General features: G+C 60.8%; 21 protein-coding genes. 8 read left to right on the plus strand and 13 right to left on the minus strand.

From position 1 onward, the window contains the following. Positions 1-30: 30 nt before the first annotated feature. From P0D96_RS13280 to P0D96_RS13290, 3 genes are read right to left on the minus strand one after another with little or no spacing between them, the layout of a single operon-like run. Positions 31-801 carry an ATP-binding cassette domain-containing protein gene (locus tag P0D96_RS13280; RefSeq protein WP_408177703.1) on the minus strand — a complete coding sequence of 257 codons (771 nt, stop codon included), beginning with the start codon at positions 799-801 and terminating at the stop codon, positions 31-33. Further along, entirely contained in the window at positions 801-1,802 is a 1,002-nt protein-coding gene (locus P0D96_RS13285) for an ABC transporter permease (protein ID WP_408177704.1), read from the minus strand. Before P0D96_RS13285 ends, P0D96_RS13280 begins: the two co-directional genes overlap by 1 nt. Then, entirely contained in the window at positions 1,799-2,887 is a 1,089-nt protein-coding gene (locus tag P0D96_RS13290) for a sugar ABC transporter substrate-binding protein (RefSeq protein ID WP_132381590.1), read from the minus strand. The genes P0D96_RS13285 and P0D96_RS13290 overlap by 4 nt, the downstream gene beginning before the upstream one ends. A 362-nt stretch (positions 2,888-3,249) precedes the next feature. Between P0D96_RS13290 and P0D96_RS13295 the strand changes: the two genes are divergently transcribed. Both P0D96_RS13295 and P0D96_RS13300 read left to right on the plus strand, forming a co-directional pair. After that, on the plus strand, positions 3,250-4,992 hold the full coding sequence (locus P0D96_RS13295; protein ID WP_408313767.1) for an IlvD/Edd family dehydratase: 1,743 nt from the start codon (positions 3,250-3,252) through the stop codon (positions 4,990-4,992). Positions 4,993-5,199: 207 nt separating this feature from the next. Then, positions 5,200-5,973, plus strand: coding sequence for an enoyl-CoA hydratase (locus tag P0D96_RS13300; protein WP_408313768.1), 774 nt, complete (start codon positions 5,200-5,202; stop codon positions 5,971-5,973). Between the two features lie 64 nt (positions 5,974-6,037). Here P0D96_RS13300 and P0D96_RS13305 read toward each other — a convergent pair whose 3' ends face one another. Further along, complete coding sequence (locus P0D96_RS13305; protein ID WP_132381596.1) at positions 6,038-6,472, minus strand: MarR family winged helix-turn-helix transcriptional regulator; 435 nt, start codon at positions 6,470-6,472, stop codon at positions 6,038-6,040. A gap of 297 nt (positions 6,473-6,769) precedes the next feature. Here P0D96_RS13305 and P0D96_RS13310 point away from each other — a divergent pair, with 297 nt between their 5' ends. Both P0D96_RS13310 and P0D96_RS13315 read left to right on the plus strand, forming a co-directional pair. Further along, the gene (locus tag P0D96_RS13310; protein WP_408313770.1) at positions 6,770-7,243 is read left to right on the plus strand and encodes a VOC family protein; all 474 of its coding nucleotides are present in this window, start codon (positions 6,770-6,772) and stop codon (positions 7,241-7,243) included. 202 nt (positions 7,244-7,445) lie between these two features. Next, on the plus strand, positions 7,446-7,934 hold the full coding sequence (locus tag P0D96_RS13315; protein WP_408290126.1) for an SRPBCC family protein: 489 nt from the start codon (positions 7,446-7,448) through the stop codon (positions 7,932-7,934). Between the two features lie 76 nt (positions 7,935-8,010). Here the strand turns inward: P0D96_RS13315 and P0D96_RS13320 are convergent, their stop codons facing one another. From P0D96_RS13320 to P0D96_RS13340, 5 genes are all read right to left on the minus strand, one after another. Continuing rightward, a complete protein-coding gene (locus P0D96_RS13320) occupies positions 8,011-8,787 on the minus strand; it encodes a molybdopterin-dependent oxidoreductase (RefSeq protein ID WP_408290124.1) in 777 nt (258 codons plus the stop codon). Between the two features lie 2 nt (positions 8,788-8,789). Next, the gene (locus P0D96_RS13325; protein ID WP_408290122.1) at positions 8,790-9,413 is read right to left on the minus strand and encodes a cytochrome b/b6 domain-containing protein; all 624 of its coding nucleotides are present in this window, start codon (positions 9,411-9,413) and stop codon (positions 8,790-8,792) included. Positions 9,414-9,456: 43 nt separating this feature from the next. Further along, positions 9,457-10,215: an alpha/beta fold hydrolase gene (locus P0D96_RS13330; RefSeq protein WP_408177712.1), complete on the minus strand. Its 759-nt coding sequence runs from the start codon at positions 10,213-10,215 to the stop codon at positions 9,457-9,459. A gap of 219 nt (positions 10,216-10,434) precedes the next feature. Beyond that, positions 10,435-11,049, minus strand: coding sequence for a hypothetical protein (locus P0D96_RS13335; protein WP_408177713.1), 615 nt, complete (start codon positions 11,047-11,049; stop codon positions 10,435-10,437). Positions 11,050-11,230: 181 nt separating this feature from the next. Continuing rightward, positions 11,231-11,536 (minus strand): putative quinol monooxygenase, encoded by a 306-nt coding sequence (locus tag P0D96_RS13340; protein WP_408177714.1) that lies wholly within the window; start codon positions 11,534-11,536, stop codon positions 11,231-11,233. Between the two features lie 110 nt (positions 11,537-11,646). Here P0D96_RS13340 and P0D96_RS13345 point away from each other — a divergent pair, with 110 nt between their 5' ends. Beyond that, a complete protein-coding gene (locus P0D96_RS13345; RefSeq protein ID WP_132381610.1) occupies positions 11,647-12,606 on the plus strand; it encodes a GlxA family transcriptional regulator in 960 nt (319 codons plus the stop codon). Between the two features lie 167 nt (positions 12,607-12,773). Further along, positions 12,774-13,985 carry a mechanosensitive ion channel family protein gene (locus P0D96_RS13350; protein WP_408313772.1) on the plus strand — a complete coding sequence of 404 codons (1,212 nt, stop codon included), beginning with the start codon at positions 12,774-12,776 and terminating at the stop codon, positions 13,983-13,985. Between the two features lie 118 nt (positions 13,986-14,103). Here P0D96_RS13350 and P0D96_RS13355 read toward each other — a convergent pair whose 3' ends face one another. After that, on the minus strand, positions 14,104-14,226 hold the full coding sequence (locus P0D96_RS13355) for a hypothetical protein (RefSeq protein ID WP_408313774.1): 123 nt from the start codon (positions 14,224-14,226) through the stop codon (positions 14,104-14,106). Here P0D96_RS13355 and P0D96_RS13360 point away from each other — a divergent pair. Then, positions 14,225-14,563, plus strand: coding sequence for a DUF190 domain-containing protein (locus tag P0D96_RS13360; RefSeq protein WP_132381614.1), 339 nt, complete (start codon positions 14,225-14,227; stop codon positions 14,561-14,563). The genes P0D96_RS13355 and P0D96_RS13360 overlap by 2 nt on opposite strands. An 82-nt stretch (positions 14,564-14,645) precedes the next feature. Here the strand turns inward: P0D96_RS13360 and P0D96_RS13365 are convergent, their stop codons facing one another. Both P0D96_RS13365 and P0D96_RS13370 read right to left on the minus strand, forming a co-directional pair. Next, on the minus strand, positions 14,646-15,959 hold the full coding sequence (locus P0D96_RS13365) for an MFS transporter (protein ID WP_132381616.1): 1,314 nt from the start codon (positions 15,957-15,959) through the stop codon (positions 14,646-14,648). Positions 15,960-16,103: 144 nt separating this feature from the next. After that, a complete protein-coding gene (locus P0D96_RS13370) occupies positions 16,104-16,535 on the minus strand; it encodes a VOC family protein (RefSeq protein ID WP_132381618.1) in 432 nt (143 codons plus the stop codon). Between the two features lie 333 nt (positions 16,536-16,868). Between P0D96_RS13370 and P0D96_RS13375 the strand changes: the two genes are divergently transcribed. Next, entirely contained in the window at positions 16,869-17,609 is a 741-nt protein-coding gene (locus P0D96_RS13375; protein WP_408177717.1) for a GntR family transcriptional regulator, read from the plus strand. Positions 17,610-17,755: 146 nt separating this feature from the next. On the opposite strand, the gene P0D96_RS13380 is transcribed toward P0D96_RS13375, so the two are convergent. Then, on the minus strand, positions 17,756-19,141 hold the full coding sequence (locus tag P0D96_RS13380; protein ID WP_408177718.1) for an MmgE/PrpD family protein: 1,386 nt from the start codon (positions 19,139-19,141) through the stop codon (positions 17,756-17,758). Positions 19,142-19,193: the final 52 nt, after the last annotated feature.

Genomic DNA, 19,193 nt, shown 5'->3' on the forward strand with positions numbered 1-19,193 from the left:
GACCCGAGAGGCAAGACTTGCCGCTGCGTATCAATGCGTCGTTGTCCGCATTGCCCGATATTCGCGTCGCACGATCTCCATGAGCTCCTCGACCGACGTGCTGGCTGCCTCCCGCTGGTAGGTCACCCGTCCGCGTTGCATGAGCATCACGCGATCCGCGATGTCGAGCGTCTGCGCATAGTTGTGCATGATCATGACGATAGACAGGCCCCCTTTCGCCTTCAGCCGAAGGATCAGGTCGATGATCAGTCCAGCCTCGCGGGCGCCCATCGCGGCCAGCGGTTCGTCGAGCAGCAGTATCTTTGCATTCGAATTGACCGCGCGAGCGACCGCGATAGCCTGTCGCTGCCCGCCCGAAAGCTGCTCGACCGGCAGGTCGACCGAGGGCACGTGCACGCCGATTTCTTCGAGACACTCCGCCGCGCGCTCACGCATTGCGCGATTGTTCAGCAGGCGAAACGGCCCTCGACGGATGATCTCCCGATTCAGGAACATGTTGTGATAGATGCTCAGGGAATTGGCGAGCGCCAGATCCTGATAGACACATTCAATGCCGAGCGAACGGGCGTGATCGACCGACCGAAGCATGGTTTCCTCGCCGCCGACAAAAAGCTTGCCGCTTGTCTGCTGATGAAAGCCGGTCAGAATCTTGATCAGCGTCGATTTGCCTGCGCCGTTGTCGCCGAGTACGCCGAGAATCTCGCCCTGTCTTAGCGTGAGCGTCACGCCATCGAGTGCGGTGACCGCGCCGAAGCGCTTGACAATGTCTTCACCGCGCAGCGCCTCCAGCACTTCGGACATTACAGCTCCCCTTTGCGTGCGAGACGAACCACGTGAATGTTGAAGATCATGGCCCCGAGAATCGCCGCGCCGAGAATCATGTTGAAGGTGAAGGCGTTGATGCCGATCAGCGTGAAGCCGTCGTTGAGAATGCCAAGCACCGCCGCGCCGATCAGCCCGCCGATGATCGTGCCCGATCCGCCGGCGAGCGGCGTGCCGCCAATCACCGCTGCGGCGACGGCAAGAAACATGATCTGGTTGCCGCCCGCTTGCGGATCGATCGACGTGATGCGGAAACCCTCGAGGATCCCGGTCAGGCCGGCGAGGAACGCGGCAAGAATGAAGTTGCCGAGCTTCAGCCGTCTGACCTGTATCCCCGCCTCGCTCGCACCCAATGGATTCGCGCCCGAGGCGATCGTATGCAAACCCCAACGTGTGTGACGTAGCAGTACATGCATGATGGCGGCAATGACAAGCGTCCAGATGATTTCGCTGTACCCCCATCCGCCCATGAATGCCGCAAACGCTGAGTTTTCCGGCGGCGAAACCGGCGTGCCTCGTGAAATCGTCAACGTGAGGCCGTTCACGAAGAACAACGTGCCGAGCGTCGTCACGAACGAGGGGATGCGCAGGTACACCGTCACGGCGCCGTTGATCAGACCGACGAGGCCCGCGGCAACCACGCCGGTGAGCATTCCGAGCCACGGCGGCAAGCCCGCCTCGATGGCGAAGTGCATGATGAAAGGCGCAAACGCAAAGACCATCCCGGCGGAGAGATCGATCTCCCCGCCGATCATCAGCATGATTTCGCCAAAGGCAATGATCGCGACTGGCGCGATGAACTGCGAGAGATTCTGCAGACTCGCGCTGGTCAGCAGAAAGTCATGGTTGACCGTCTCGAAGTAGATGCAGAGGATGAGCGCCACCGCAAAGATGCGGATCTCGCTGGAACGCCCGAGCGCGCCTGACCGGCGCCTCGGACGTTGGGCGGCTTTCTGGGCGTCCGTCACAGAAGACGTCACCCTTTGATCGCACCGGTGCGTGGCACGATCTGGGCTTTCGTGCTCTTGCCTTCATAGCGCGTCGATGTGTTCAGGTACGGATCCACCGTACCCTTGGTGACGAACTTCAGACCCGTGTTGACATTGGCCGGTCCGACGAGCCCGCCGGAGGCGAGGAAGGTGAACGCCTCGACCACGGTATAGAAACCCTGCACGTACGGCTGCTGGTCGATCGTGAAGTCGAGGAAGCCTTCGTGAATCAGATCGACCGTGCGCGGCAAGAGATCAAAGCCGCCGCCGTGAACGCCTTTGGACGGCAGGTTGGATTCCTTCATGACCACGGCGACGCCCTGGGTGCTGCCCGCGTCGACCGCGAACATGCCTTTGAGATCCTGGTGGCCGAGATAGAACGATTTGATCTTCGAGAGTTCTTCGTTGACGGTCGCGCCGGTTGCGATGGTCTGCACGTCGATCTTCTTGCCCGATTTCTTGATTGCAGCCACCGCGCCATCGAGGCGGGGCTGAATGTTGAGCTGGCCGGGCGTGGCAATAAAGAGCGCGACGAGGCCGCTATCGATTAGGCTCACAATCCGCTCGCCCATCTGATAACCGGACAGATAAAGATCCTGGCCGATATACGCAAGGCGCGGATTCGTGGAATCCGAAGGCGCGTCGGCGTTATAGGCGAACACGGGAATGCCGGCGTCGAGCGCGGCCTGGATGGGTTTGTCGAACGCCTTGGGGTCGACGATCGGTACTGCGATCGCGTCGGCTTTCGAGGCGATCGCCGCGTTGACCGCATTCACCATTTCGGCGATGTCGGCATTGGCCGAGCCGGTCCATTGATAGTCCATGCCCAGCAAAGCGGTCGCGTCCTGAATGCCGTATTGCGTCGGCACGAAGAACGGATTCGTCGTGACATGGTTGACGAATACGATTCTCCACCGTTTGTGCGCCGGGAACGAACCTGCTTCCGCCGCCTGGGCCTGCGAGATCATTCCACCCATTCCACCCATTAGCGCCAGTGCTGCGGACAGGCCTGCGCCCTGCAGCAATCCCCGACGCATGCCTTGCACTTCGTCCTTGTCTTCCTTTTCTTGCGCCATCTCAGTCTCCCGTCTCTCAGTTGTTGAACACTTCACTGTTTATAACGGCGCAAGCAGGAAAAGCTCCGGCAAGACAGGCACCGGAGCCGGGCACCACTCCTTTCGGAACGCCCACGTGCACGCGCGTACGCATGACTACCCCTCAGAAAATGCTATATCACGCACTTTTGCCCACTAATCGATGTATACCCTTAACTAGTCTGACTAATTAATTACTGTCGCGCAGCTTTTGCCTTTTTCATTTGCAGCTCGGGGTGCGGCGCAACACGATGACGGACCTGGTCTGGTGTCGCCGGAATGATGTGCACGATACACCGATTTAATAGTATTACTATCGAGTTGGCACCTGGAAGGAGAGGGACATGAAGAACGGAAAGCGCCCGCTACGCTCTGCCCAATGGTTCGGGTCGGCCGACAAGAACGGTTTCATGTATCGAAGCTGGATGAAAAACCAGGGCATTCCCGATCACGAATTTCACGGTAAACCAATTATTGGGATCTGCAACACGTGGTCCGAGTTGACCCCGTGCAATGCCCATTTTCGAAAGCTTGCTGAACACGTGAAACGCGGCGTGCTGGAAGCGGGCGGTTTCCCGGTGGAATTCCCGGTGTTTTCCAACGGCGAGTCGAACTTGCGACCCACGGCGATGCTCACACGCAATCTTGCGAGCATGGATGTCGAGGAGTCGATTCGCGGCAATCCGATCGACGCCGTCGTGCTGCTGGCCGGTTGCGACAAGACGACCCCCGCGCTTCTGATGGGCGCGGCAAGCTGCGACGTGCCGGCGATCCTCGTCACCGGTGGTCCGATGCTCAACGGCAAGCATCAAGGCCGCGATATCGGTTCGGGCACGATCGTCTGGCAACTGAGCGAGCAGGTGAAGGCGGGCAAAATCTCGCTGCACGACTTCATGTCCGCCGAAGCCGGGATGTCACGCTCGGCGGGTACCTGCAATACGATGGGCACCGCATCGACGATGGCCTGCATGGCGGAAGCGCTCGGCGTCACGCTGCCTCACAATGCGGCGATTCCCGCGGTGGACGCGCGCCGCTATGTGCTGGCCCATATGTCGGGCATGCGCATCGTGCAGATGGCGCTGGAGGATCTACGTCTGTCGGCACTGCTCACGCGTGAAGCATTCGAAAATGCGATTCGCGTCAATGCAGCGATCGGCGGCTCGACGAATGCGGCGATTCATCTGAAGGCTATTGCCGGACGTATCGGCGTGAGCCTTGAACTCGACGACTGGACGCGGATTGGACGCGGTACCCCGACGGTAGTCGACCTGCAGCCGTCGGGCCGCTACCTGATGGAAGAGTTTTATTACGCAGGTGGCCTGCCTGCGGTCTTGCGCCGGCTCGGCGAAGGCGGCCTGCTGCTGCATCCGGGTGCGTTGACTGCGAATGGTCAGTCGCTGTGGGACAACTGCAAGGATGCCCCGCTTTACAACGAGGAAGTCATCCGCACGCTCGATAAGCCGATTTTTCCGGACGGCGGCTTATACGTACTGCGCGGCAACCTTGCGCCCAACGGGGCGGTGCTCAAACCTTCCGCGTCCACACCCGCGCTCCTCAGACATCGTGGACGGGCGGTGGTTTTTGAAAGCTTCGAAGACTACAAGGCACGCATCGGTGCACCCGACCTGGACGTGACCGCGGATTCGGTGCTGGTCTTGAAGAATTGTGGACCCAAGGGCTATCCGGGCATGGCCGAAGTCGGCAACATGGGCCTGCCCCCAAAACTGCTGGCTCAAGGCGTGACGGACATGGTGCGGATATCCGATGCGCGGATGAGCGGCACCGCGTACGGAACGGTGGTGCTGCACGTAGCGCCCGAGGCTCGCGCGGGCGGCCCGCTTGCGGTGGTCCAGGACGGCGACTGGATCGAAGTGGACTGCGATGCCGGACGCCTGCATCTCGACGTCAGCGATGCCGAACTCGTCACGCGTCTCGCCGCATGGACTCAAGCACGCCAGGACGATCCCGCCGACGCGAGCGGCTACCGGCATCTGTACGTTCAGCACGTGTTGCAGGCCGATCAGGGATGTGACTTCGACTTTCTGGTGGGCTGCCGGGGCGCGGAAGTGCCGCGCCATTCGCATTGAGCGGCGGAGAGCGGGCGACCAACAGCGCAGCATTCGGCGCAACCTGCGCGTCGCTGAGGCTTCCTGTACGCATGTCCAGTCGATGACAAAGACGTTTACTTCGCATGCGAATGTTATATACTTCGCATGCGAACGTTTAGACACGTTCCAATGTGCCCAGGCGTGCATACCCGTAGATAGCCGGAGCAAATCTTTGGAGACGAAGCAATGAATGCGGAAGTGAATGTAGAACTTGCAAATGGCGTGCTGGTCGTAACGATCTCGCGACCAGGAAAAATGAACGCCATTACAAACGTGATGTATGGCGCGCTTGCGGATGCAGTCGAGCGGGCCAATGTCGATGAGGACGTTCGCGCATTATTGATTCAGTCAGATGGGGACATGTTCACAGCCGGTAACGATCTCTCGGAATTCGCCATGCAGGCTGCGGGCAACGGTCCACAGGAACGTCAGGTGGTCCGCTTTCTTCGCGACCTGGCTAACGCGACAGTGCCTATCGTGGCCGCTGTTCAGGGCAAGGCGGTCGGAATCGGTACGACGATGTTGCTCCATTGCGACTACGTGCTTTTGTCCGAAGAGGCGCAATTGATGACCCCCTTCGTGAATCTGGCCTTGGTTCCCGAGGCCGCCTCGAGCTACCTTATGCCGCTACAGATTGGGCACGTCAGGGCATTCGAAATGTTCGCGCTCGGCGACCCGGTTTCGGCTGATTCCGCCGTTGCCTGGGGTATTGCAAATCGGCTCGTCCCCATTGCGAAACTGCGTACAGAAGCACGCCGGATTGCCGAGAAAATTGCCACCAGGCCCTACGGATCTCTGACGGCAACGAAACGGCTCATGCGGGACGCAGAGCGACTGACGGCCCAGATGGATCGGGAAACCACGATATTCGTGGAGCGGCTCGCAAGTGCTGAGGCGAAAGAAGCATTCCTGGCGTTTGCCGAAAAGCGCCGGCCAGACTTCACGAAGATTCCGCGATGAAGTGAGTGGCGTACACCGCCGAGCAAGACGGCGGCACGGCTGTGCCGCCGCGTTCAGTGTCACCCTATGCCGCTTCCTCGTCGACGTCGGGAAACTTGTCCTGCAAACTCGTCAGCCAGCGCGCAACCACGTCGATCTCTGACGACGTAAATCCCTCCGTCAATCGTGCATTCAACTCAGCAAGACCCGACTTCGACCGCTTGAGTGCGGCGCGTCCTGCGGCGGTCAGCCAAAGCCGCGACGCGCGTCGATCGAGTTCGTCCGAATGGCGTTCCACAAGACCGGCCCGCTCAACTCTATCGACCAACCCGCTCATTCCCGGCGCCTTGAGATCGAGTGCCGCGGCCGCCTCGCTTGTGAGGGCGCCGTCGTTTTTCCCGAGAAAGAAAAGCAGTCCCGCCTGCGCTGCGGTGACGCCACCTGCGGCTGTGCGAGTCTGCGACCATCGATTCAGGCGCTTTTGGCCCACATTGAGCAGATATACGAGCCGATGATCCATGTTTCAACCTCGCCTGTTGCGCTCCAGAGTTCGGCGCTTTTTTGTTGGAAGTTAGTTCGTGTACGAACTTTTATCTTAGCATAAGTCATATCGGACGACAGACGGCGGGAGTCGGCATATGAGGCCGAGTGCGGCCACGAACAACTGCTCAACCGGGGTCATACCCGCATGGCTGAAGCTAATAAAAAAGTGAACTTTTTCTTCCCGCCGTGTCAATTTTGATGGTCTTCCTTCGTCGTCTCAATGGCAGCATGCGGCTTGCCTCCGCATTCAGCCACCACTGACAGGAGATTTGCCATGACGATTCAAAAGATCACGCCTTTTCTTTGGTATTCCGCGGAAGCTGAGGAGGCCGCTGCTTTCTATGCGAGTATTTTTCCAGACTCGCGCGTCACTCGGGTCACCGCGGTGCCGAGCGCCGGTTCCACGAAGGTTGTCGAGTTTGTTCTCTTTGGGCAGCCTTTCATCGCCATGAGCGCGGGGCGACTCGACGCGTTCAACCACTCGATATCCTTGATGGTCAACTGTGCCGACCAGGCAGAACTTGACCGCTATTGGAACGCTCTTCTCGAGGGCGGCGGCGCACCCGAGGAGTGCGGCTGGCTGAAAGACCGCTTCGGCGTCTCGTGGCAGATCGTTCCGACCGATATCCTCGACATGATGGCTGACCCCGATCCCGCCAAGGCCACGCGTGCTGCCGACGCCATGTTAAAAATGGTGAAGTTCGACATCGCCACGCTGAAAGCCGCCTATGCGGGGACGACGGATTGACAAAAGGCCCCGTATATCATGTGTGCCATAGAGCGTCGGTCGGGTTTGTCCGCTTCCGGCCGACGCTCATCTCATACGTTTCTGGAACCCTAACGCCAGGCGAGATCCCGAGAGCGGGAAACGCGGCGCTGTTTCGTCGGTAATGGCAAGTGCAGTGAGCATCTGACAAAATCTCTAGAAGAATACTAAGAACGGAGGCAGCTTGCGGACGGTCGAATACCGCTTTTCCACCATCTGGCGCATCGATGCGCCAGTGCAGGACGTGTGGGCGGCAATCCAGGATTCGGCGCGCTGGCCCGAGTGGTGGCATAACGTCGAGCGCGTGGACCAGTTGCAGGCAGGTTCCGATCAGGGCGTGGGCGTCGTTCAACGCTATACGTGGAAAGGCTGGTTGCCCTATCGCCTCGTGTTCGATATGCGGGTGACGCGCGTCGACCCGTTGGTCGCGCTGGAGGGGGAGGCCAGTGGCGATGTCGAAGGCGCCGGCCGGTGGAGCTTTTCGACCGATGGACGCGCTCTGACTGTAGTCCGCTATGACTGGTGCGTGCATACGAAGCGCCCATGGATGAATGCCTTGGCGCCGTTGTTGCGACCGGTTTTCCAATGGAACCACGATGCGGTGATGCGCGAAGGCGGCGCGGCGCTGGCGCGGCGGCTGGACGCGCGGCTGCTCGGCATCGAGCAGGAATGAAGCTCCATCCTGGCTGGAGCACGGTTCAATCAGCGCAAGCACGAATTCGCCCCAGCCGTTCGATGAAGTGTGCCGTTCAGGAGCCGCCGAACCAGTTGTAGCCCTGGTTTTCCCAGTAACCACCGGGGTATTCGTTCGTCACAGTGATCGCCACGATATGCTTTGGATTCTTGTAACCGAGCTTGGTCGGCATGCGTAGTTTCATCGGGAAGCCGTATTTCGGTGGCAGCACCTGACCGTCGTAGGTCAGCGTAAGCAGCGTCTGTGCATGCAGTGCAGTGGGCATGTCGATACTGGTCCAGTAGTTGTCCGCGCAGTGCAACGACACGTACTTCGCTGTGGTGTCCGCGCCCGAATGCTTCAGGAGACTGGAGAAGCGCACGCCGCCCCATCGGCCGATCGCACTCCATCCTTCAATGCAGATATGACGCGTAATCTGGCTTTCCTGTGGCATTGCGCGCAGTTCATCGAGCGTCCAGACGCGTTTGCCAGTCGCAAGACCACCCACCTGGAGCCGGTAGGTAGCGGCGTCGACTTCGGGCACATCGTCGACCTCGTAGAACGCGTTGAACGGAAACGGTCGCGTGATCATCGACTCAGGATAGGTCGGGGCCATCTCGTTCGGATCGAACAACAGGGCTTGCACCTCGTCGTTGAAGAACGACATTCTGCGCAGCATGGTGTTCACCGACTTGTCATTGGTCAGATCGCAGCCCGACAGCAAAGCTAACCCGCCGAGCGTGAGAACTCGCCTGCCAAGCAGCCGGCGGGCCGGATTTTTCAGTTCGTTGCGCGCGTCCTTGATTATGGATTCAGCGTGAGAGAAGAGAAACGTATCGGGCTTCCTGGGCATGGCTAGCGTCCACGAATCATCAAGAGCAGGGAGCGCGGCACCAGCGCCACCATGACGACGTGCACGACGAAGAACGCAACCAGCACGCTCATGGCAACAAAATGCACGACGCGGGCGTTGTCGTATCCGCCCATCAGCGTGCGCAGCAGCGGGAACTGTACGGACTTCCATATCGCCAGTCCCGACAGAACCACGACCGCGATATCGGCGATGACTACCAGATAGGCGAATTTCTGTACCGCGTTATAGCAGGTGAGGTCCTCATGCCCGAGCGTGCCGCGCAGCGCGGCGACGAGATCGGTTGCAAGTGATCTAAAGCTGATCGGCAGCAGTTTTCGGCGCAGGCGACCAGTGGCGAAATTCAGCCCGATATAGACGAGGAAATTCGCCACCAGCAGCCACATCACCGCGAAATGCCATAGCAAGGCCCCGCCGAGCCAGTTGCCCAATGTGATGGCAGAAGGAAATCGCAAGACCGGAAAGATCGGCGAGGCGTCATAGACTTGCCAGCCGCTCATCACCATCAGGACGACAGCGAGTGCATTGATCCAGTGGGTGATGCGGACCCAGGCGGGTTGAATCGTTGCGTGGCTCAAAGCGATCTCGTGATTGATGAGGTTGCGCATCGTCGGAAACGTCAAGCCACCGGCTTGCTCGGAATATCAATCGCTACTGGCCGGAATGCTGCGCTGCCTGTTCGATCAGCGCAGCGACTTCCCGCGGATGAGATTCGAACACCGCATGGCTCGCACCGTTGATCTCGACCGTATTGGCGTGAGCGCGCGCCGCGTACATGCGCTCGAGGTCCGGATTGATGATCTTGTCGGCCTTCGCGACCATGTACCAGCTCGGCTTTGTCTTCCATGCCGGATCGGAAATTTGCGCGGAGAACTCGGACGCCGCAAGCGGTATCTGCGCATGCGCTTCGAACTCGGCCTGCGCACGAGGCAGGTCGGGTGCGAACTGCAACGGATAGTCGGCGGGTTTCAGGTAGACAAAATTATCCGGCGTGCCGACGATGGAGATGGGTGAACCCGGGTACTTCTTGCCGTTGGCCGCCATGGTTTCGCCGGCGTCGAGCGCATGCGCGGCGATGTAGACCAGCGAGCTCACGTGATCGTCGTTCCCGGCTTCACTGATAATCGCGCCGGCATAGCTGTGACCGACGAGTACACACGGACCGTCGAGGCTGCTGAGCACGCGTTTCGTGGCAGTCACGTCGTCGTTAAACGATGTCAGCGGTTGTTGCACCAGTGTCACGTGGTAGCCATCCTTCGTCAGAATGTTGTAGACGGGGCGCCAACCCGCGGCATCGGCGAAGGCGCCGTGGACCACCACGATATTCTTAACGGGTGCGGCAAAAGCCGGCGCGACGGCAGTGGTGAGCAGGCAGAGTACGGCGGCGGCTCGTAACGCGGGAAAACGCATGGTGAATCCTTGAATATTAGAAGCGCAACAATGGATTAGGATTGTTGAATGAATGGAAAAGAAAATCGGAATGTCGACGGCATGAGGTGACGCGTAGCCGCTGTCGTGGTCATCTATGATTTCCAACACGATTCAGGCCGCTACCGTGGCCGGCCGCGCTTGCTGCCATCAGGGAAGATCATCGCCACTAGCGGCCACAGCGGAGACCGGCATCATGCGTTAGAACTGCGGCACCACGCCGTCCTTTTCGACGAACAGCACGTGCGCGTCATAAACCCCGTTCGCGCCTGGGGTCACCACGGCGAAAACTTTCTTTCCCGCGATTAGATCGGCTTTGCTGACCGGAACCGGCGTCACGACGGGCACGTTTGTCGGCACGGTCACCGTGCTGGAGCCGCCCTTGTACGACAGATTCAGTTCACGGCCGCTGGTGGCGGTGACAACCGATACTACGTTTGCATTCGTCATTGTGCTGTTAGGACCGAAGTCATAGGCGAAATGTCCTTCGGCCGTACCGCGTGCCGCCTCAGGAAAAACGATCATCGAAGTGGCCGTCAATTTTCCATCGCTGCCCGTGAGCGCCGGCGTCCCGACGTACGAACCGACTTTGGCGTCGGCAAGTTTGGCGGCCTTGAAAGCCGACACGCCGACGTCCGGCTTGACATCGATTGACACCGTATCGCCGCTGTTCCGGTGTACGGTCAGCATTTCGCCTTTGAACGACACGATATCGCCACGAATCCGTTCCGGTTTGACGTCAGGCGTTTGCGCGAAAGACACGCTGGAAAACGCAATGGCAGCGAATACAACGCCTAGTTTGTAATGAATCGACACGAGTTACTCCATCTACATGAATGCGATTGAATCGGGGCGCCGCGGTTGCAGCAACCCATGTTGCATGGGACCAGAGCAGGGCGCCCAAGCGCGAAGTCTGGTCGACAACTAAAGCGCTAACGCCGATCGACAGGAGACAGACCGCCCGCGCGGGTTTGTGCGCTGCCGAGGCGCGAACGGGTCAGGGCAGTTGATTTTTCATGGCCAGAACGTCGATCGGTTCGATGGAAGGGGGGCTTGCCAGCATCTCGTCGGCGCGCGCCATCAGGGCGTTGGCCATGCTACCGAGCAGGTGTGCCTGACGATCCTCTTCACTCGCAAAGGCGTCGAAGACGCCGAACGTCGTCGGCGAGAACTTGAGGGCGAACCAGATCGGCGTGGTCGCCTCGCGATTGGTCATTTCAAGGCCACTGGTAAGGAAGTCTGCGACCGCCTGCTCCTTTCCCGGTTTGGCTTCAAGTCGGACAAAAAAAGCGTGCTTGATCATCTTCGTTTCTCCAGTGTCCGCGTGATGGGTTCATGCGGTGAGTGACACTGTACAAACAGAGTGCGCAGGGGAATACTGTCTCAATCGACAATTTTGGTACCAATTCTGCCATGCGAATTTTTGTCCTCGCGCTCGAGGGCGTGTTCGACACAGGTCTCACCACTGTGCTCGATAGCCTGACGATGGCCAACGGCCTTGCGCAAGCGACAGGGATGACCACGCCGGGCTTCGACATTACCGTGGTGGGGCTGCGGCCCGAGGTGCGTACCGCGCTCGGGATGCAGGTACCCGTTTGCGATATGTCCGACGCTCCTGCGCCGGATTGGGTCGTCTTGCCGGCGCTCAACCGCATAACGGCCGATGCGCTTGTGCCTTTGCTCGGCCGCGATGATGTGATCGATGCGTCGAGTGCCTTGCGTGCGTGGCGCAGCGGCGGCGCCCGCGTTGCAGCCGCCTGTACGGGCACGTTCGTGCTGGCTGAAAGCGGCTTGCTCGACGGTGGCGAAGCCACGACCACCTGGTGGCTCTCACCATTATTCCGGCAGCGTTATCCGCACGTGCATCTGGATGCACATCGGATCGTCGTTTCCAGCGGCGGCGCGCTGACGGCAGGGGCGGCCCTGAGCCACGTCGACCTTGCGCTCTGGTTGATCCGCAACAACAGTCCTGAGCTTGCGGCGCTCGTAGCCCGTTACCTCGTCTTCGATTCGCGGCTGTCGCAGTCGGCGTATGCGATCTCCGATCACCTTTCCCATTCGGACCCGCTCGTCGAGCGTTTCGACCGTTGGGTGCGTGAGCGTCTCGACACGGCAATCTCGCTCGACGCCGTCGCCGATGCATTGGCGACCAGCACGCGGACGTTGACGCGACGTCTGAATGCGGTGCTCGGTAAAACGCCCGTCGAGTACATACAGGATCTGCGGATCGAGCGTGCCGTTCAATTGCTCAAGACGACCAAGCTCACGGTCGATCGCATTGCTGAACAAGTCGGGTATGCGGACGGTCACACTTTGCGAACGTTGCTGCGGCGGCGGTTGGGTAAGGGAGTGCGTGAGTTGCGGGGATCTTGATGAGTCACAATAGCCGTCGTGCGATGCGCCCGCCGTCCGGTCCGGCCGAGTTCGCACAGTAGCGACGCCGGCAGCATCGTGCGCCACGCTCGCCGTCACAGCGCGCCGATCAAACAGCCAGACCAGATCTGCCCGGCGAAACAGGTTCGCCGGCAATGGGAGAGTCTATGTTCGACAAGATGCTGCGTATCGAAGGCGGACCGGACTGGCACCACTTCCACGTCTATACCGACAGCGAATTCGTCGCAGTACTGCTCGTCATAGCGCTGCTGCTCGCGATTCTGCTGGCGAGCGCGCTCTGCTACTACCTGACGCGCTCGATCATGCTGATGATTGTCGGCCGCCTCGCGCGCCAGGAGCGGCACAAGTGGCTGCGAGCCGCCGAGCGTCACAAGGTCTTCCACCGGCTCGCGCCGCTCGTGCCCGCCGCGATCGTCTACGCGGCCGGCCCGCTGCTTTCCGGCATCACGTTCCCGATGATCGCGGCGCTCGGGCATCCGCTGTCGGTGCTGGCGGCCTGCTACATGGTGTACACGTTGCTGCGCGCCGCGCTCGCGTTCCTCGACAGTGTCAGCGAGCGCTACAGTCACTTCCCATCCTCGAGCGAGCGGCCGATCAAAAGTTTCCTGCAGATCGCCACCATCGTGCTCTACGTGATCGCGCTGATCGCTGTGATTTCCGTGTTGCTGGAGCGTTCGCCCGCCTACTTCCTCACTGGCCTCAGCGCGATGACGGCGCTGCTCATCATCATCTTCCGCGATTCGCTGCTCGGCTTCGTGGCGAGCATCCAGCTCGCCGCCTACGACATGCTGCGAGTGGGCGACTGGATCGAGGTGCCCGGCTACGTCGCCGACGGCACGGTGATCGACATCGCGCTGAACACGATCAAGGTGCAGAACTTCGACAACTCGATCGTCATGCTGCCGAGCTACGTCCTCCTGACAAACGGCGTGAAGAACTGGCGTGGCATGACGGAGTCGGGCGGCAGGCGCGTCAAGCATTCGATTCATTTCGACGCCGACACGGTCCGCTTTCCCGACGAAGCGCTGCTCGCCCGGCTGCACAGCAATATCGACCCGCCGCTCGCGGCATTTGCGCCCGACGACGCACGGCGCACGAACCTCGGCCTGTACCGTCTCTATCTGACCGCGCATTTTCGCGACCATCCGGCCGTCCGCCGCGACATGCCTGTCGTGATTCGCCAGGTGCAATCGAGTCAGCCCGTCGTCGCGCTAGAGATCTTTCTCTACCTCGACGAGACCAACTGGGAGCCGTACGAAAACCTGCAGTCGGACATGCTGGACCATGCTTATGGGCTCGTGCCGCTGTTCGGCTTGCGCTGCTGGCAGCAGCAGTGCCAGTCAGCGCGGCAACCTTAGCGGCGGGTGCATCGCGGGCATAGCGTCTCGGGGCGTTCCAACCCGCGGCTGGACCACGGGAATGTCGGCTTGAGGAAAGCCGCCTCGGGCTGGCACTAGTTCAGCCCGGCATCTACACTTATTCCATACCTTGGCTGATGATGCCAACGACTGCGCCGAACAGGCGACGCAGGTATTGCCGCGCTTCTCCACTGACAAGAATAATCAACAGCGATCCGGCGCGGACAGGAGACACCGACATGAACGGCTATCAGGTCACCTTCTTCACCCAACAGGATCGCCGCCATCACGGCAAGCCGCTGGCCGATTGGCTCGTCCATCTTGCGGGGGAACTCGGCCTGCGCGGTGCGACCGTGATACCGGGCTGCGAAGGCGTCGGCCAGCATCACCGCATTCACTCGGCGCACTTCTTCGAGTTGGCGGACCAGCCTTTGTCCGTCGTGATGGCGATGACGAGCGACGAAGCCGATCGATTATTCGACCGGCTGCGCGCCGATGGTGTGCATCTGTTCTACGTCAAGACGCCTGTCGAGTTCGGGGTCATCGGGAACGACAACGGGAACACTGCGAAGTCTTAGCACGCGATTGCGTGCGCGAACTCCGCGAGGTTCGACGCGCCCAACTCGTTGCCGACCCGACGTGCATCGCCGGGCGGCGCGTTCAATAAGCGTCCATCGGCGCCGCAAAGCCGCCGGCTTCGTTCGTCTTTGCTTCCGGCTCGCCGAGATACGGGCGGTCGGGGCGAATCCAGTGCGCGGCAATCGGTCCGAGCACGAGAAAGAACATCGACAGTGCAAACACCGGCTGCCATGAATGCATCGTATCGACCAGCCAGCCGACGAGCGGTGGCGATACTGATGCCGCAATGCCGAGCCCCGTGTTCATGATGCTGCTCGAAGTCGCCGCGTGATTGGGCGCGAGATCCATTGCGACGGCCCACAGCGGCGCGGTCACCAGTTCGGATAGAAACAGCGCGGCAGCCAGCGAGAGGGCGGCGAGCGTCGACGACGTGTGCAGGAACATCGGCACGAAGAACACGATCGGCGCGAGAAAACCAATAGTAATCAGCGTTTGACGTGAGCGGCGAATGTTGCCGGTCTTCTTGAGCATCAGATCGCTGAGCGAACCGCCGAGCGTGGTGCCGACCACACCGCTCAAGAAAATCCCCGAGCTGAAGATGGCCGAATGCCGGATATTCAGGTGATACGCCTGCGCAAAAAACGACGGCATCCAGTTCAGAAAGAACCACAGAATCCAGCCGTGACAGAAGCTCACGACGGTAGCCGGCCACAGCGCGCGCAGCAGCGGCGGCCAGCGCATCGGCACCCGTGTCTTGCCGAGTTTCGCGGGGAGTCGCGCGATGTCCTGGGGCGTGATACCCGGATGATCGGCGGGATTGTCGCGGTAATACCAGACCCACAGTACGACCCACGCCAGACTCGCCGCACCGAGCACGATAAACGCGATGTGCCACGAAAACGCGGTGATCAGGCCGGCGACGAGAATCGGCGTCGAGGCGTTGCCCAGCCGGGCACAGGCATGCGTGATGCCTTGTGAAAAGCCGCGCCGCTCGGGTTCCATCCATGCAGTCAGCGCTCGCGCCGATGCCGGCACGATCGGGCTTTCACCCAACCCGACGACGAAGCGCGCGAGCAGCAACGTCCCCAGCCCGCCGGCAAAGCCGGTGAGGAGTGTGCCGAGCCCCCACAGCACGCCGCATACGGCGAGCATCTTGCGGGCGCCGAGACGGTCGCCGATAAAGCCGCCTGGAATCATCGCGAGCGCGTAGGTCAGCGCAAAGGCGGAGAACACGATGCCAAGCTGCGAGTTGCTCAGATGCAGATCGCGACGGATCGCGAGAGCCGCAGTCGAAATATTGGTGCGGTCCACATACATCAGGAACGACATGATGCACAGGACAATCAGTACGCCTGTCGTCGCGGAAAAGCGGTTGCGGCGGCGGATCGATTCCATCGTGTCTCCTCCTTGCGACCACGCAACGGCACGTGCCGTTGCGTCGCGTGTCGCGGCGCCGCGGGCATCGCCCCACGTCGCCGTACGTCGAACAGTTCGCTATGAATTGGTGTGATGCGAACTGAAACGCGAACTTGAACCTACTTATTCGAGTACTTCGCCGTGTACGCCGGCGGCGAGCGTCTGCTTTTCCCAGCGTTGCATCGGCACGACTTCGGCGACCGGACCGTTCGGCGAACGGAACTTGACCGGCAGATGACCCGGCGCCGTCAGGATTTCGCCGCCGTTTTCCTTGATCTGCGCGATGAATGCGTCGAGGTCTTCCACTTCCATGCCGATGTGGTGAATGCACGGCGCCGGGCCGGCGAAATCTGCTTCATCGGAGTCCGACTTCTCATAGTGAATCAGCGTCAGGTCCATGTAACCGTCGGTCAGGTGATGCGAAATGTGATCGCCGTTCTTGCCCTTGCGACGCACCGTGTTCACGTGCTTGTAGCCGAACACGTTCTCATAGAACGCGCGTTCCTTCTCGACGTCTTCAACCTTGAATGCAATGTGCTTGATGAAATTCGGCATGGGTCATCTCCTCTGATGTAAGCGCGCGTGGTTGCGCGATGAAGATCAGTCTAAGACGACATGCCGGCGCAGTCAATCGAATCATTCGAATGATTCGAATTAATGGATAGGTTCGGGTCGATGCCGATTGTCTCCGGTTATCGCGCTCGATAGCGGCATGGCCCCGATCACAGTCACGCACGCGGGTGTCGATCCTGTATCCTTCCGGAATTCGCCGTGCAGGCCGCGAATCGGACCGGAGGCAGCGCATGAAATGTGTGCGTCTCGCGGCCATCTCATCGCGCATCGAGCGGCTTTTTCCGATTCCTTTTCTTCACTCTGACACTGACCTGAATGCCAGGACTTCGTACTCCGGGAGAGCAACCGCTCTATGAAATCGTCCGCGCCCGTATTCTCGAGCGCCTTCGTACCGGCCAATGGACGGCCGGCGACAAGATCCCGACGGAGCCGCAACTGGCCGAGGAATTCGGCGTCGGCATCGGCACGATCCGCCGCGCGGTCGAAGAACTGGTGGCCGAGCGTCTGCTGATTCGCCGGGCAGGGCGTGGCACGATCGTCGCGAAGTTCGCCGACGAACATGCGTTCGACCACTACTTCAGCTTCGTCGATACAGACGGCGAATTAATGAAGGTCACCGCGCGCCTGCTGCGCTTCGGCAAGGAGCGCGCGAGCCCGGCGCTTGCGGCGACGCTCAAGCTCGCGCGCGGCGCACGGCTGGCCACCGCCGACAATCTTCGGTTGCATGACGACGTGCCTGTCATGCTGGATCGTTTGTGGTTTCCGCTCGCCGTGTTCCCGGATCTCGAACCCGGCATTTTCGAAGCACGGCGCGGTTCCATCTATGGCTTTTACCAGGAGCACTTCGGGATTTCGGTGGTGCGCGTGGTGGAAGATCTGGGCGGCGCAATTGCCGACGAAGAGGTGGCGCGCGCGCTGAATATCGAAGTCGGTGCGCCGGTGTTGCGTATCGAGCGCACGGCTTACACGTTCAAGGACCAGCCGGTCGAATTTCGCGTGCGCTATGTCGATTCGAGCCGTTGTTCGTATCGGAACGTGCGCGGCTTGCAGGATTGAGCGGTGTGCATCGCGCGCATAGGCAGCGCCGTGCGCCACGGGTATCCGTGCGTAAGGGGCACTGGTGTCCGCTTTGCGCCAAAAAGGCACTGCACGTCATCAACGAACGACGCCCATAAATCAGGACGTCGTTCGCATTGACCAGTCTATTGCCGGAACTGCGCGATCGCGCCGAGCGCCGGCTCATTGAATACCGTCTCGCACCACACGCGCGCCTCGTCGGCGAGTGCGATGCTCCAGCCGCCGTGCTGCGCGTTGTCGGTGAATTTGGCCGCGAGTTCGGCGCGCGACAGCGGTTCACGCGCGCCGCCGCGCATATGCGGCTGGCGCACTTCCTGAAAGGTGCCGTCGTTGAGCGTCGCGCGCAGATGGCCGGTGAAATTGCTCGGGTACTCGTTGTCCGGATCGATCACATAGCGGATCTTGCCGGCCAGCGCGAGCACCGCCGGATCGTGAATGCGCGCTTCGGTGAACTGGCTGAAGCCCGCCTTGCGATCGAAGAAACCCACGGCCATGCAGAACGGTGTGCTGAACTTGGCGGCGTAAGCAGTCGGCGGCCGATGCTTGACCGCGAGGTCTTCCCACAGCCGATGCACCGTGCCTTCGCCCACTTCACACACGATGTCGCGAATCTGATCCGCCTGCACGCCGCGCTCCGCGAGGGCGATCGCACAATCGATATACGGCTGGGTCATCGTGCCGCACGCATAGGGCTTGAAGGCTATCGTCTCCATGATCCACGACTTGCCGAGCGTATCGAGCACCGGCGAGAAATCCGGCGCGCGAGACGGCGCGAACGCCTTGAAGAAACCGTGCTTGCCTTCGAGTACCGTACGCGGGCCGTCGAAGCCGCCGCGCGCCATCAGCGCCGCGCGAATGCCCGACTGCGCGGCCCATCCGGCGTGCATCCGCTTGGTCGAGGTGCCTTCGGCCAGATACTCGATGATCCCCGCCGCCATGCTGCCCGCGATACCGAGCGCCGAGGTGGCCTGCTGCGGATTCAGGCGTAACGCACTTGCGACGCCGCCCGCTGCCGCGAGTGCACCGATCACGGCTGTCGGATGAAAGCCTGCCGTATGAATAGCGCGCGGCGCGACGAGACTCAACCGGCACATCAATTCCGTGCCGACCGCGATGCCACGCAGCAACGCTTCGCCACCAAGACCTTCACGTTCGCACGCTGCCAGCACCGCGGGCACGACCACCGCGCCCGAGTGCACCGGACCGCCCTCGAAGGTATCGTCGTAATCTTCGCCGTGCGCGGCGGTGCCGTTGATCAGCGCCGCGTCGAATGCACTGAAGCTGCCTGCGTGGCCGAGCGCTGTGCAGGCGCCGCCTGCATCGGTGGCTTGCAGCGTCGCGCGGATATACGATTCGTCGCGCCCGGCGATGCACAGACCCGTCACATCGAGCAGCAACAGACGGGCGATTTCGACAGTCTGTGCAGGCAGTGCCGACGCGTGCACGTCCGCAATCCAGGCGCCGAGTTTTTCGCCAACGATTCCGTGTCCTTCTGGTTTTTCAACGCTCATACGGGTGACCACTCCAAGTCGGTAATGAAATGCGTGCGCCGCCGTGTCGCAC

Source organism: Paraburkholderia sp. RL17-347-BIC-D, from assembly GCF_046027915.1.
Classification (GTDB): Bacteria; Pseudomonadota; Gammaproteobacteria; order Burkholderiales; family Burkholderiaceae; genus Paraburkholderia.